Source organism: Paenibacillus sp. FSL W7-1332, from assembly GCF_037969785.1.
Taxonomy (GTDB): domain Bacteria; phylum Bacillota; class Bacilli; order Paenibacillales; family Paenibacillaceae; genus Paenibacillus_AQ.
Window position 1 is genome coordinate 5285811 of sequence record NZ_CP150209.1, and the last position, 13890, is coordinate 5299700.

Genomic DNA, 13890 nt, shown 5'->3' on the forward strand with positions numbered 1-13890 from the left:
TCCTTACACCGTATAATAATCATAATTAGGCCGCGACAAGCTTAGCCTATTTGACAGCAATCCCCACCAGCCCGCCAATGTAGGCAGCTCTGCCATTTCCACAAAGCTGATGTCGATGCCCTCGCGCCGTAACCGCTCGGCCAAACTCATGATCCGAATGGAATCCAGCCCCCAGTACTCAATCAGATGGTCGTCTTCACCAATATTTGACGGCTGCTCCTGCAGCAAATCCGCTACGTTCTCTCGCAGCGTTTGCAGCGTCAGCAGCGGTTGGACCTTCGCAGAATTCCCCGTATTCCCCTCTCCGCCCGGAGCTTTAGAATGCTCCGAGATAGAACGCTGCTCTTGAGTTAACGAAGCAACCAAACGTTCCGTGGTCAGCGTAACAGCGCAGCGTTCGGCAGCATAAGTCAGCGCCAGGCGATGCTTCTCTTCCGAGAAATCGGCAAGGGCATCTGCAATGAAGAATGGCTGAATGTCTTTCATAAAAGCTTCGGTTGCGGTCAGCAAACAGCCAATATGGGCGTATATCCCGCAGATCATCAGTTGGTCGCGGCCTAACTCGCGCATCATTTCATGCAAATTGGTTTTCTGGAAGGCGCTGTATCTCCATTTGGTTAACAGCAGATCCCGTTCGTCCGGCGCCACCGCATCCACGAACTTTTTCTGATAAGGACCGTCATTGATGCCGGATCCCCAGAAATCCTGCAGCAGACCGCGCTGCTCCGGTGCTTGTCCGCCAGGCTGTGCCGAATAGATAACGGGAATGCCAAGCTCGGCACAACAGGACCGAAGTTTCTGAATATGGGCGATCAGCTCCACGACAGGCGATTGATCTAGAGTGAACGCATCGATGAAATATTGCTGCATATCGTGGATGAGCAGCACGGCCCGGTTCGGATCTGCCGTCCATGCCACCTTATTCTTGGGCAGATCCGCCTCCCCTGGCATGGGATAAGGTAAAATTTTTGGAAGTGCCATCATATCTCCTCATTTCTAGGTTAATTGGACATATTCACCCGAACGTCATGATTCTGTAACGCTAGTTCACGCAGACTCTTTTTGCTTACCTTACCGACACCCGTGTGCGGGAAGGAATCCATAAACTCCACCCGATCCGGGATTTTGTACGCAGCTAGCCCTCTATTTCTAAGAAAAGCCTTCAGCTCATTGCCGCTAACCGCAGCATCATGGACAATAACGAAGGCACAGGTCCGCTCGCCCAGATACTCGTCCGGCATGGCGACTACAGCTGCGTCGTGAACGCTCGGATGGGCAAGCAGGTGATTCTCGACCTCCTCGGCCGCAATCTTGTCGCCCCCGCGGTTTATCTGATCCTTGGAACGGCCTTCGATCACCAGATATCCTGAAGGCGTCAAACTCGCCAGATCCCCCGTTCGATAGAAACCGTCTGTGGTAAAGGCTTTTTCGTTAAACTTGTCTGCTTTATAGTAGCCGCGAAACGTATAGGGTCCCCGCGTCAGCAATTCACCGACTTCACCGGGAGCCACCTCCACGTCATCCTCATCGACCAGCCGCACTTCGTCATACGGAGACATCGGACGCCCTTGCGTATGCACCGTTATATCCTCCGGATCATCCAGTCGGGTATAATTCACCAAGCCTTCCGCCATCCCGTATACTTGCTGCAACGTACATCCCAGCACCGTTTTTACCCGCTTGGCTGCCTCTGCGCTGAATTTGGCCCCGCCTACCTGCAGCACCTGCAGATTCGACAGGTCATCCGAACGGGACTGTGCAGCCTCAAGCCAGATTAAGGCCAGGGGCGGAACGACCGCCGTCATGGTTACGCCCTCGGAGGCGATCAGCGGGAACGCCACCTCCGGACTCGCGGACCGGGCAAGGACGACTTTCCCTCCCGCATACAGCGTCCCCAGCACGCCCGGCGAGCTAAGCGGAAAGTTATGGGCAGCGGGCAGTACCGCCAAATAAACGCTATCCTTATCCAGCGAGCAGATTTCGGCGCTCATGCGCAAGCTGTAAATATAGTCGTCATGCGTGCGCGGAATGAGCTTCGGCAGTCCGGTCGTCCCGCCGGACAGCTGCAGGAACGCGACCTCTCCGGGATCGGGGCCATCCTCGTCTAAACGGCGAGAAGGACTGCCCGCATCATCGAGATACAGGTCATCCAGGGACAGAAATGCCCCCGAGGCCGGGCCGCCCGCAACGATGACATGGCGCAGCGAAGGAACCGATGCCTGGACTTGAGCTGCTAAGTTGCGATAATCATATCCCGAATCCTGATCCGGAATAATATAAGCGGCCGCTTCGCTGAAGCCGCATAGATATACGATTTCGCTCCGGCGGTGAACAGGCAGGGCGAAGACGGGAATGGCCCCGATGCGGAACAGCGCAAATATCGTATCGAAAAATGGCGCGATATTCGGAAACTGAACGATAACCCGTTCCCGCGCCTTGATTCCGAGCTTAAGAAATCCCGCTGCCAAGCGGTCCACCCGGTTGTCCAGCTCGGCATAGCTTGTATGCTGATCGCCGCTCACGATCGCAATCCGATCCCCGTGTTCCGCCGCACGCTTCCGCAGGAGCGCTCCAAACGTTTCGCCCTGCCAGCATCCTTCTTCCCGATAACGGGTTGCAAACTCCTCCGGCCAAGCCTTACAACCTGCCAACATTCCTTATTCCTCCCCTAAAATCGTTGTCTGTTGTTCGTTCAAGCCCATGGCTGCCAGAATCGTACGGAATTTGGCCGACGTCTCGGCCAGTTCGGCTTCCGCATTGGAGCCTGACACGATTCCGGCTCCCGCAAACACCCGCAATAAGGTTCCTTCTGTTTCCGCGCAGCGAATCGTTACGGCCCACTCGCCGTCTCCGTTAGCATCCGACCAACCGACGGCCCCCGAATAGAAGCCGCGATCAAACGGCTCGATCGCTTGTATGGCATCCCTGGCCGCATCGGTCGGTGTGCCGCAGATCGCCGGTGTCGGATGCATCGCCAGGGCAAGATCCAACGACGTTACCGAATCATCCTTCAGAATGCCGTTGATTTCGGTAGACAGATGCCACATGGCATTCGTGTGAATGAGGGAAGGTTCGGCAGGAACCTCCAGCTTGCTGCAATATGGCTGCAAAGCCGACGCCACTGCATCAATCACGATGGCATGCTCATTTCGGTCTTTGGCGGATGACAGCAGCGCTGCAGCCCGCCGCTGGTCTTCAACGGGATCGGCGCTTCGCGCCGCAGAGCCTGCCAACGGATTTCCTTTGATTCGCTGCCCCTTCTTCGTAATTAGCAGCTCGGGGCTAGCGCCAAACAGCGTCCTTGTGGATGCAACGGCGTCCGGACTTGAAGTGTGGGACAATTCGGGTGCCAATGGAACGGCAAATGTATATCCATGGGAGTGATGGTAAGCTAAGTGATTCAATATATGAGGAATGGACAAGGCATGAGGAAGCGTGATATCCAGAGTTCGGGAAAGCACCGCTTTATGGAGTTTCTTTTGAGAAATGAGCTCCAGCAGCCGGTTCACGCCTTCCTGGAACGCCGCCGGTTCGGGAACGGACAGTACGTGATAGCTGGAAATTCGAGGCCTTTCCGGGGCTTGTCCTGTAGAGAATAGAAGGGAATCATGCCACTGAACCGAGAGCGGAATAAACAGGCTCGCCGGTTTCAATATGTCAAAAGGGATGGCGCCTACAACAACGGCGTTCGGCCGTCCCGATTGCTTGGCGCGATCCAGCAGTTCCGTAACGCGTTCCGACAATGATCTATGGTCGTTCCCTGAAGGAACCGAAAGTCTCGAATACTCTCCATGCGTTAACAACGTCTTGCGCGGGGATGAGAAGAAGAAGGACGAACCGACCCGGTATTGTTCCATAAGTTGCGCAGCCTCGGCTGCGGTTGGAGTTTCATAGTGCAACATTTCAGTCTCCTCTCTGCTTATGAGCCTACCATTTATCGAATTAGTAAAAAAAATAAAACGCGCGAAGCCTCAGCAGCCCAACGTCGCACCGCCATCCACGCATACATCCTGCATGGTCATGTGCCGGGCACGATCGGATACGAGAAATACGACGGCATCCGCAATATCGGAAGGAAGCGCGATTCGACCCAGCGGTATGCCGACACGGTAATCATCCAGCGACCCTGCGATGATGGGCTCTGCGCCCTGATCATCCTTCCATAGCAAGCGCTGCATCCCGGTGTCCGTAGAACCCGGGGAAACCACATTGCAGCGGATGTGATGACGGGCATATTCCAGCCCCAAACACTTCGTGAACATCGTAGACGCTGCCTTGGATGCCGCATAAGCCGACATCTGGGCCCGCGGAACTTTGGAGGCATTCGAGCTCACGGTCACGATAGCTCCGGAATTACGGCTCGCCATCCGCCTTACGACGGAGCGTGACGTATAGAATACGCCGTTGGTGTTGACGTTGAAATGCTCCTGCCAATCCTCGTCACGAAGCGACTCAACTCCACCGATTCGCAGCACTCCGGCAACGTTAACGAGAATGTCGATCGGTCCGAGCTCCTCCTCAATCCGCTCGATCATCTCTTCAACCTCGGCACTGCAGCTGACATTTGCCCTGTAAGCCGCAGCCTGTACACCTGAGCTGCATAGATCGGCCGTAAGGCGGATCAACTCGGCTTCCTTCTGATCGCATGCCGCAACGACAGCTCCTTGACGGGCGAGGGCTCGTGCCACCGCTTCGCCAATCCCTTGGGCGGCACCGGTCACGAGGGCTACTTTCCCGCTAATACCTGTTAACTTCAAGGTGATCACCTCCTTCATCTTGAGGAAAAAGTGCAAATCGTAACCCTCGGCTAATGAGGACAGGCAGCACGGAAAGATGTCCCTCATCCTCAAACTGATTGAATTCGGCTTGGATGCCATACGCAGACACAGCAGCCAGACGCTCGGCGAGCTCGGATGCGCTGATGCAATTGCCGGTGACATGGGACCTCTCGTGCTCTCCTGCGCCAAGCAGCAGTCGAACATGGCAAGGCTCTTCCTTGACGCGTTCGACAAAGCGCTGCTCCAGCTCTTGTAAATATTCCTGATTCCAATGAATAGAAGGACTGCCCGCGATATAACACGAGAATGCCTGCGGTTTGCTGAACATGGCATAGAGCGTGAACAGCCCGCCAAGGGAATGGCCGAATATCGTCTGACGACGGCAATCGATGTTAAACTCGCTCTCGATCTGCGGTTTCAGTTCCTCCTCGATGAATTGCAGGAATTCAGCCGCTCCGCCCTGTTCCGGGACGGAGGCGCTGCCCCACTTGTGCTTAAAGTTCGTGTTGGGGTAGGGCGTGTAATCATAGAACCGGTCCGGAGCATACTGCCCCTCCGTCTCGTAACCGATGCCGACTACGACCGCCGGCAGTATCCCTGTTTTGTCCGGTCTGTGGCACTGCAGGCGCAGCGTTTCGACCATCGTGTGAAACACGCTGTTGCCGTCTAACAGATAGATGACCGGATATCCTGACGGCGGAGCCTGCCCCATCGGCTGTGCGGCAATGATTCGATAGCGGCGCTTCCTTGCCCTCGAGCGCATCACCCAATGCTCCGCATGGGGCAGCTCTACGCTGCGTCGCAGCATATCAACGGAAGGCGTATGATTGCTCATGTCGTGCCTCCCACTATAGACCCGTAATGGAGCGAACGACATCATCCACGATTTTCTCGTAGGCGATCAGGCCGCTTCCCAGCCAGTATTCGTTATTCGCTTCATAGACCTGCCCGTTCTTGACGGCCGGCATGCCCTTCCAAATCGGGCTTTCCGTCATTTCCTTTAAACGCTCCGTTCCCTGATCATAGGCGTTAATGACAAAAATATAGTCCGCATCCAGCTGCGGTAGTATCTCCAGCGAGATGTTAGCTGCATTCTCGTTCTCGACCAGCTTGGATTTGCCCAGTCCCAGGTCCTGATGGATCACAAAGCCGCAGAGATAATTTCCGCCCATCAAACTGACGCCTCTAGGTGCAAAACGAATGATGGCAACGTTCTTGTCCCCCACCACGGAACTCAGCTTAGCCTTCGCTTCACTTGCTTTTTGCTGGTAATCCTTTAGGGCGGTCTCCGCCTCGGGCGCTTTCCCAAGCAGATCCCCCAAGGTGGTCAGCGATTTCTCGACATTCCCGGATGCATTTTTGAACACGTACGTTGGCGCGATTTTGGCGTACTTCTCATATGTACCGTCCGCTGCATAAGTTTCGGTATGGAGCACGATAAGGTCCGGCTCGTAGGACATCAGAGCTTCCGGTGAAGGTAAGCCTCCTGAAAAATCAATCAGGGGAACGCCGTCCAGCTCCTGCTGCAAATAGGTGTGTCCCATCTTGCCGTTCGCCCATTGTGCAACAGGCTTCACGCCGAGTTTCAGCAAAGAGTCCTCCATGTTCGGTGCGAACACGTTTCTCACGTCTGCCGGAATCTTCACTTCATGCCCAAGCTCATCCGTTACCGTCCGCTCATTCTCCGCGGGCGTCTCCTCCCGGTTCGTCCCTGGTTCCTCCGTCGACGCTTGACTGCTCCCTGCCTGGCCGGACGTTTCCACCGCCGCGGTCTTCGCTGCCGGCTGATCGCCATCCACCTTCTCTCCACAGCCTGACAACAAGCCTATGACGATGACACAGCACGCAAGTGCTGATATTTTGATTCTCCAACTTCTTTTTCGGCGATTAAAACGTTCTGCCACAATGTATCTCCTCCTGTGATAATGATTCTCAATTAAGTAGAGTATATATTACGTGGCAAACGATTCACCATGGCTTTTATCCAGAACTCCGTTTGGACTATCTCCTGTAAACAACAGCAATGCCTCATCCAGCATTCTCGTCACGGCAAGCGCGGAATATTCGAACCACGGATCGGACGAGATCATGTAGACGCTGCCTCGAGTGACAGCTCGGAGTGTCTGCCATTTCGCAGAATGCTGCAGTGCAAGCCAATAACGGCGTGATGTGGCTTCAGGGCATACCGCGATCAGGATGCGGTCCGGATTGAGCTGTTGCAAATCTTCCAGCGTGATCTGTTGATTACGCGTGGTATCCAGACCGGAGGCTTCCTTGAGCTGCAGATCCTGATACAGCACCTCCTCGAGTCCCCGGTTACCATATGCATACAAGCTTTGTCCATATATTCGCAGCGCTATAACACGCTCGCTCCCCACGACTTGCCGCATTCGGGAGCGTGCGAACTGCACCCTTCGTTCATACTGTTCTATCCAGGATTGTGCCTGTTCTTCTTTATTCAGAAACGTTGCGATACGCTCCAGCTGCTTCCTCCACCCTGCATGAGACGGAACAATCAAGGTAGGGGCAATATGCCCCAGCTTGGTGATTTCCTCCGGACCGAGATGGTCCATGCCAATAATAACGTCAGGCTTTGCACGGAACAGCTGCTCGATATTCTCCTCGAAGCGGCTGTCCGGATAAGGAGACGTCAGCTTCAAGCGGGACTTGATCTCCGAATGATACGCATTGTAATAAAACGGGGTCCACTTCGCATCAAGAGGCGCAGCCGCAGGAATAACATTCAGTGCTACCAACTGCCCGATGATAGAGGAGGAACAGGCCGCGATTAGCTGCCTCGAATTTCGGGCATATTCGGACGGCGACATGCCCACCTTCTTTTTAAAAATACGGCTGAAATAGAACTCATCTTTGTAACCGACTCGCTGTGCGATGTCACGAAGCCGTTCGTCGGATTCGGCCAAATAACGCTTGGCATGATTCATACGAACATGGGTCAGGTAATCGATTGTGGTTTGGCCGAATGTCTTTTTAAATAAATCCACAAAGTACTTAGGACAAATATTAGCCATACTGGCTAATTGGCCAATGGTAATCGCCTCTTTATAATGGCAATCTATATACTCCTTAATCTCAACCAGGCTGGTTCTCCCGTTACGATCCGAATCCGATAGGCTATCTATTTTCAGCTCTTCTTCCACACTCATGAATTGCCTCCTTTTTTACGATAAAACGAGTTGCAGGCTATGCAGGCATGTTGACCAGTCTTAATTAATTGATAATGATTATCATTTTCATTGATAAAAATAGCATGCCATTTCCATCGTGTCAATCCAAATTTGGAAGGAAATGCTTAACCCCATGCCCCGCGCGATACCTGTTAACAGGCTCCAATCCACGCAAAAAACCCGTCATCAGGCACTTTTGCCAAGTGTCCTGTGGCGGGTTCTCATGTATAAAAAAATCGATTTACGACAAGCAGTATTTCACCAATGCCTCGTGTACGCCGTCCTCGTTATTCGAGGTTGTCACCGCATTGGCTGCAGCCTTGACCTCGACCGGAGAGTTATCCATCGCAATCCCCATTCCGGCGTAGGACAGCATCGTAATATCGTTGAAATAATTGCCGATGGCAAGCACCTCGTCCGGCTCATAACCTCTTCTTGCAGCCAGCTGCTGAAGCGCACTCCCCTTGGATGCTTGGCTATGCATGAGATCGATGAAGTATTCTCCGCTTCGCAGCATGTTGAAGGGAAGAGTCCACTGACTCCAATCCGCATAGACACGGTCGATATCGGCGGATTCGCCAAAGACCGTAAATTTGACGACCGGGTCTGACAGCTCCTCCCATGACGGCAGGTTGCTTGGCAGCATCAAATAGTTCTCGTACATCGAACGAACCGGACCAGCAAGCTCCTCCACCTGGTCCACATACATCTCAAAGGCGGTGTTCACATCAAAATGCACCCCGTGCTCACGGCAGTATTGCATGAAAGGCTCAAGCTGAATCGGGTCCATGCCGAACTGATGCACGATGTTATGGGTCTCCACTTCTACCGTTGCCGCACCATTATGACTGATGACATAACCGCCTAAACCCATGCTTTTCATAAAAGGAATCGAATTCAGCGGTCCTCTGCCTGTGCACAGTACAATTTCCACGCCTTGTTTTGCGGCTTCCATCACGGTGTTCCTCGTTTTCTCCGTGATTTCATGATCATCATTCAGCAGCGTTCCATCCACATCAAGTGCTACCAATTTATATGCCATTCTCCATCCATCCTTTAGTCTCTATTTCTCTATCGTAATCATGCCCTTCCGATCAAAGACAGTTCATGCTCGGTCAGCTCCCGGTACGCTCCGATCTCGAGATTTTCATCCAAACGAAGTTCGCCCATGCTGACTCTTTTGAGATACACGACTTTTTTGCCAACTGCCTCAAACATCCGCTTGACCTGATGAAATTTCCCTTCATGGATCGTCAGCGAGATGCGGGACAGCTGGACTCCATCGCCTCGTTCCTCATGGGAATGGATCACCAGCTCTCCGGGCAAGGTCACGTACCCGTCATCTAAGGTAACTCCCGCAGCAAACATTCGCACGTCCTCATCGTCCGCCCTGCCCTCTACCATCGCTTCATAGGTTTTCGGGATATGCTTCCGCGGCGACAGCAGCTCGTGGGCCAATTTACCGTCATTCGTAAGCAGCAGCAATCCCTCCGTATCCTTATCCAATCGGCCCACCGGAAACGGCTCGAAGATCAGATATTCCTCATCCAGGAGATCCAGCACCGTTCGGTCACGAAGATCCTCTGTCGCCGAAATGACGCCAGGCGGTTTGTGCAGCATGAGATATATGAATTCCCGGTACTGCACGGTCTCCCCCTCAAACTCGATGATATCCGTATAAGGATCAACATGTTTACCGGGGTCCTTCATCACCGTTCCGTTGACCACGATGCTCCCTTGTTTGGCCTTTTTCTTCAATTCGGCCCGTGAGCCGAATCCAAGATTGGATAGCACCTTGTCCAATCTTAGCGTTGTTCTGCTTTTAGCACTCATATCGATGTCCACCTCCACCCTGCCGGATACTCATTCTTCAATATTCCTGTCTGCCATTTGGCCCAACCGGCTGAATATCCGTCTATACACACTAACACATAACCCTTCGCTTCAGCACCCGATCGACGAATCACGCGCTCTTCCGGAATCGACAAGGTTTCCCCTTTCAAATACCGGACCGCTTCTCCGTCCTCGGAGGACAGGCTGACATATCGAACAGCCTCATCCGCTTGCAGCGCTGTAGCCAAGGGATGTCCAGGTACAAACCGTTCATTCTTCAACTGTCCCATGTACCACCCGGGTCGAATCACTTTGAGCTGCTTCAGACGCTCTTCCGGCAGGGGTGATACATACACATGGTTCCCGTAGGTTACAGGATATCCGGTCAGCTTCAAATCCAGCTGCTCGCGGATAAACGCTTGGAACCGATTAATCGAAATTAAACCCGATTGAGAATCTATTACGCTTCGGCGGGATGCCTGTTGGCGCGCTGCATCTTTACCGTATTTCCCGGGTTTACCCGGGCGCTCCTCCTTGAAAGCCGCTTTTCCTTTACGCTCACGGGGATGCTCCGCTAGGGAGGAAATAGCAAGCGATTCATTGGCCAAGGTGCCCGAATTGAATATTGGAGCTTGTTCCTGTTCAACTTCACGTTTATCCAGCTCGCCGTCCCGCTGAAGCACGGCCATGAAATGCCCTTCGCCTCTAACCTTATGCGGCCATAATCGAGCAGTACCGGCAAGCTGCTTAAGCACATCGTCCTTCACATTCCCTTGACCCGCCATCCAGTCCGTTTCTCCCGGGGAAAAGATTTCCGAATGCTCCACCGGGACCACGCGAAAATCCGGATGTTCGCTCAGAAACTCGGCAATCATCCCTTCATTCTCCTCCGGCGAGAAGGTACAGGTGGAATACACCAGCCGGCCTCCCGAGCGGAGCATGGCTGCCGCCGATTTCAGGATGTCCCGCTGCATATCCGCAAACTTGAGTGGAGAGGATTCGTCCCAGTACTTCAGCATGGACTCGTCTTTGCGAAACATCCCTTCGCCGGAACAGGGAGCATCAATCAATATTTTCGTGAAAAATTCGGGAAAAGCCCCGGCAATCCGATCCGGGTCCTCATTCAGCACCACCGCATTCCGAACGCCGTACATCTCCAGATTCTTGGCCAGTGCTTTGGTGCGATCCGGATGCAGATCATTGCTGACGAGCACTCCCTGCCCATTCAACTTCGCCGCAATCTGCGTAGATTTGCCGCCTGGAGCCGCGCACAGGTCCAGCACCAAATCCCCCGGCGTTACGCCAAGCAGTTCGACCGGAGCCATCGCGCTAGGCTCCTGGATGTAATATAATCCCGCATGATAGTAAGGATGCCGTCCCGGACGCTCCCCGGCCTGAGTATAGTAACCGGTTGAGCACCAGGGGATGGGCGCAAGGTCAAAGGGGGACAACTTCATGAATTCCTCTCTGCTGATCTTCAGCGTATTCACCCGAATGCCGGCATTCGGAGCTAGTTCGTAAGACTTCATAAAATTGTCATAGTTTTCGCCAAGCAGCGATTTCATCTTCGCCAGAAACGGCGAGGGCAGTCGTAATGCCATACAAGGTACCTACCTGTTCTGTATCGTATCGTTTGAAGTATATTTTCACTGTGCTGAAGCAGACATTCGCATGTTCCGCTTCGACTTTTAATATTGTATAATAAACTACATTAAAAAGGACAAGTCCTTATTTATTATTAATCATTAGGGGGTGGATCCATGAACCGCAAAAAAAAGAATAAATACACCGCATTATACGCCTTCGGCGGAGTCTTCGTCTTATTGATTGCTGCACTCGTTTTCTTGAACGGTCAAGGAGCAGCAAGCGAATTGTACGGCGGTAAGAAGGTCTCCAGCCTGAACCCGGCTACGCAGGAGCTCCTTAATGATCCGAACTACCAGCAAATCATTTTGCCGGATCAGCTGAAGAGCAAGGTCGACAACAAAGAGAATTTCTTTGTGTACTTCTTTGCATCCGACTGTCCGCACTGTCGTGCGACGACCCCGGAACTGATGCCTTTGGCGGATGATGCCGGCATTACGATGCACCAGTACAACCTTCGCGAATATCAGGAAGGCTGGAGAGAATACAACATTGAGTTCACCCCGACGCTGGTCTACTTCGAGAACGGCGCAGAGAAAGAACGCATGGTCGGCGGATTGAAACCGGAAGGTTCCAGTGAAGGCTACTCCATCGATGACTTCAAGCAATTCCTGGATAAATACAAGGGGAGCGTGACGAAATGAACCGCACTCGCGCCATCCTCTTTACCTTTGTCATTTCGGGCATGCTGCTGACTGCATGCGGCGGTAAAGAATCCGCTGCCGGGCATCAGCACGGCGCCGATTCCGAACGATACGAGACAACGGCCAGCCTGACGGTGATGCCGGAGTTTCTGTCCAATTATACCGACAATACGCAAGCAACCTATGCTACGGTCGGCGAACTTGAGGACATTATCAAGGAAATCAAATGTTATTGCGGCTGCATGGACGAGGAGACCGGCTATCATGATTCCCTCCATCGCTGCTTCATCGCCGAGAATAAGGACGGCGAAGTCAAATGGACGGACCATGGCGCCCAGTGCGGCATCTGCCTGACCGAGCTGCAGGATGCCAAACGGCTTCATGACGAAGGAAAATCCGTCGAGGAAATCAAGGAGTTCATCGATAACAAATATAAAGGTACCGAATCCTGATCCTATAATGATCCTAAAAAAAGAGCTGCCCAAAAGTAGATTACTCTACAGACAGGCAGCTCTTTTTTCACTTGTTCCCACAATTACTTGGAATGTGCCCGCTCCGGCTTTCGCCGCTGCGGAATGTTCGGCTGGATGCGCTCCGATGCCAACTGAACTGCCTGCATAAGCTCAGTATCCCCAATTTCGATCGTCAAATCCCTGTAGGGAAACGGACGAACGTCATACGAAGATAACTGCTCGGCGTATTCCCGAACTTCGCTCACTAGCTTCCCCATCGAGATTCCCAGTTCATCGCCAGGATAACGCTCGAGGCGCGATACAGCGCTTATGAACATTTTATATGCTCCTCTAACGTTATTGTTCCGGAAATGGAAAAGCCCGACGGCTACTTGCAGAAGCCCCTTATACCTTGGATCGCGGTCCCGCGCGAGCCACAGTTCCTCTAGCACCTCATGGCATTCGAAGTAGTCTTGATCCCGGTTAAAGTAAACGAGGTAAGCGACATACAGCGGTTCATAACTCATGCTCGTTTACTTTCTTCTTGGCTTCGGCCAGCATCTCCTTCACCTCGTCCAGAAGCACCTTCATCGCATCCAGGTCATGATCCTGAAATAGCGTGTTAAACCGGCTCTGAAAAGCAATCGCCTCATTGACCAGATGAAAGAAATACAGCTTGTGAATCGCGTTCAGCACCTGTGTCGTAATATTGGAATCATCCTCGAACTGGCGCTGCGCCTCCAATATATCCTCCCGGATGCTCGACATTTCCGTATCCAGCGTATTCGCCGCTTCTCCGGCTTTCTTCAGCCGCGCCCGAATGTCATCCGGCAGACTTTCCCGGTACTTGTAGCTAAGCGAATGCTCAATCGTAGCCCAGAAATTCATGGCCAGTGTGCGGATCTGAATTTCGGCAAGCACTTTCTTTTGCCCCAGAGCCGTTTGCACCGGATACTCAATAATCATATGAAAGCTCCGATAGCCACTCTCTTTGAAATTGGTAATGTAATCTTTCTCATATAATACGGTCAGGTCTTTCCGTGCCCGGATGTATTCGGCTACCCGCCGGATATCCTCCACGAACTGACACATAATCCGAATGCCTGCGATATCCTCAATCCCGGTTTCCAACTCGTCCATCGGCACATCGAGGCGTTTCGCCTTGTCCAGTATGCTCGAGATCCGTTTGACGCGACCCGTTACGAATTCGATCGGTGCGTATTCCTCTCTTTTTTTCAGTTCGGAACGCATCGTCTTGAATTTAACCTTCAATTCCTCAACGGTCTGCTCATACGGAAGCAAAAATGTTCCCCAGTCTCTAACGTCCATCGCCTTGCCTCCTGTCTTTACC

The 13890-nt window shown here is 52.8% G+C and carries 14 protein-coding genes; 2 read left to right on the forward strand and 12 right to left on the reverse strand.

Features of this window, described 5'->3' with window-relative positions; genetic code table 11:
• Positions 1–3: 3 nt before the first annotated feature.
• From MKX98_RS23895 to MKX98_RS23940, 10 genes are all read right to left on the reverse strand, one after another.
• Positions 4–981, reverse strand: coding sequence for an isochorismatase family protein (locus MKX98_RS23895; RefSeq protein ID WP_339224567.1), 978 nt, complete (start codon positions 979–981; stop codon positions 4–6).
• 20 nt (positions 982–1001) lie between these two features.
• Positions 1002–2654 (reverse strand): (2,3-dihydroxybenzoyl)adenylate synthase, encoded by a 1653-nt coding sequence (locus MKX98_RS23900; RefSeq protein ID WP_339218803.1) that lies wholly within the window; start codon positions 2652–2654, stop codon positions 1002–1004.
• A 3-nt stretch (positions 2655–2657) separates the two neighbouring features.
• On the reverse strand, positions 2658–3902 hold the full coding sequence (dhbC, locus tag MKX98_RS23905) for an isochorismate synthase DhbC (RefSeq protein WP_339218804.1): 1245 nt from the start codon (positions 3900–3902) through the stop codon (positions 2658–2660).
• A gap of 69 nt (positions 3903–3971) precedes the next feature.
• Complete coding sequence (locus MKX98_RS23910) at positions 3972–4757, reverse strand: 2,3-dihydro-2,3-dihydroxybenzoate dehydrogenase (protein ID WP_220684347.1); 786 nt, start codon at positions 4755–4757, stop codon at positions 3972–3974.
• Entirely contained in the window at positions 4738–5613 is an 876-nt protein-coding gene (locus MKX98_RS23915) for an alpha/beta hydrolase-fold protein (protein WP_339218807.1), read from the reverse strand. The genes MKX98_RS23910 and MKX98_RS23915 overlap by 20 nt, the downstream gene beginning before the upstream one ends.
• A 13-nt stretch (positions 5614–5626) precedes the next feature.
• Positions 5627–6682, reverse strand: coding sequence for an ABC transporter substrate-binding protein (locus MKX98_RS23920; protein ID WP_339218808.1), 1056 nt, complete (start codon positions 6680–6682; stop codon positions 5627–5629).
• A 48-nt stretch (positions 6683–6730) separates the two neighbouring features.
• Entirely contained in the window at positions 6731–7945 is a 1215-nt protein-coding gene (locus MKX98_RS23925) for a helix-turn-helix domain-containing protein (protein WP_220684344.1), read from the reverse strand.
• A gap of 262 nt (positions 7946–8207) precedes the next feature.
• Positions 8208–9008, reverse strand: coding sequence for a Cof-type HAD-IIB family hydrolase (locus MKX98_RS23930; RefSeq protein ID WP_194543872.1), 801 nt, complete (start codon positions 9006–9008; stop codon positions 8208–8210).
• Positions 9009–9046: 38 nt separating this feature from the next.
• Entirely contained in the window at positions 9047–9799 is a 753-nt protein-coding gene (locus tag MKX98_RS23935) for a pseudouridine synthase (RefSeq protein WP_339218810.1), read from the reverse strand.
• Complete coding sequence (locus MKX98_RS23940; protein ID WP_339218812.1) at positions 9796–11400, reverse strand: RsmB/NOP family class I SAM-dependent RNA methyltransferase; 1605 nt, start codon at positions 11398–11400, stop codon at positions 9796–9798. Before MKX98_RS23940 ends, MKX98_RS23935 begins: the two co-directional genes overlap by 4 nt.
• A gap of 159 nt (positions 11401–11559) precedes the next feature.
• Here MKX98_RS23940 and MKX98_RS23945 point away from each other — a divergent pair, with 159 nt between their 5' ends.
• Together MKX98_RS23945 and MKX98_RS23950 are read left to right on the forward strand one after the other, a co-directional pair.
• On the forward strand, positions 11560–12087 hold the full coding sequence (locus tag MKX98_RS23945; protein WP_194543875.1) for a thioredoxin family protein: 528 nt from the start codon (positions 11560–11562) through the stop codon (positions 12085–12087).
• Positions 12084–12539 (forward strand): PCYCGC motif-containing (lipo)protein, encoded by a 456-nt coding sequence (locus MKX98_RS23950; RefSeq protein ID WP_071223092.1) that lies wholly within the window; start codon positions 12084–12086, stop codon positions 12537–12539. The genes MKX98_RS23945 and MKX98_RS23950 overlap by 4 nt, the downstream gene beginning before the upstream one ends.
• Positions 12540–12622: 83 nt before the next feature.
• On the opposite strand, the gene MKX98_RS23955 is transcribed toward MKX98_RS23950, so the two are convergent.
• Both MKX98_RS23955 and MKX98_RS23960 read right to left on the reverse strand, forming a co-directional pair.
• Entirely contained in the window at positions 12623–13066 is a 444-nt protein-coding gene (locus tag MKX98_RS23955; RefSeq protein ID WP_194543876.1) for a DUF309 domain-containing protein, read from the reverse strand.
• Positions 13056–13868 (reverse strand): GTP pyrophosphokinase family protein, encoded by an 813-nt coding sequence (locus tag MKX98_RS23960; RefSeq protein WP_194543877.1) that lies wholly within the window; start codon positions 13866–13868, stop codon positions 13056–13058. The genes MKX98_RS23955 and MKX98_RS23960 overlap by 11 nt, the downstream gene beginning before the upstream one ends.
• Positions 13869–13890: the final 22 nt, after the last annotated feature.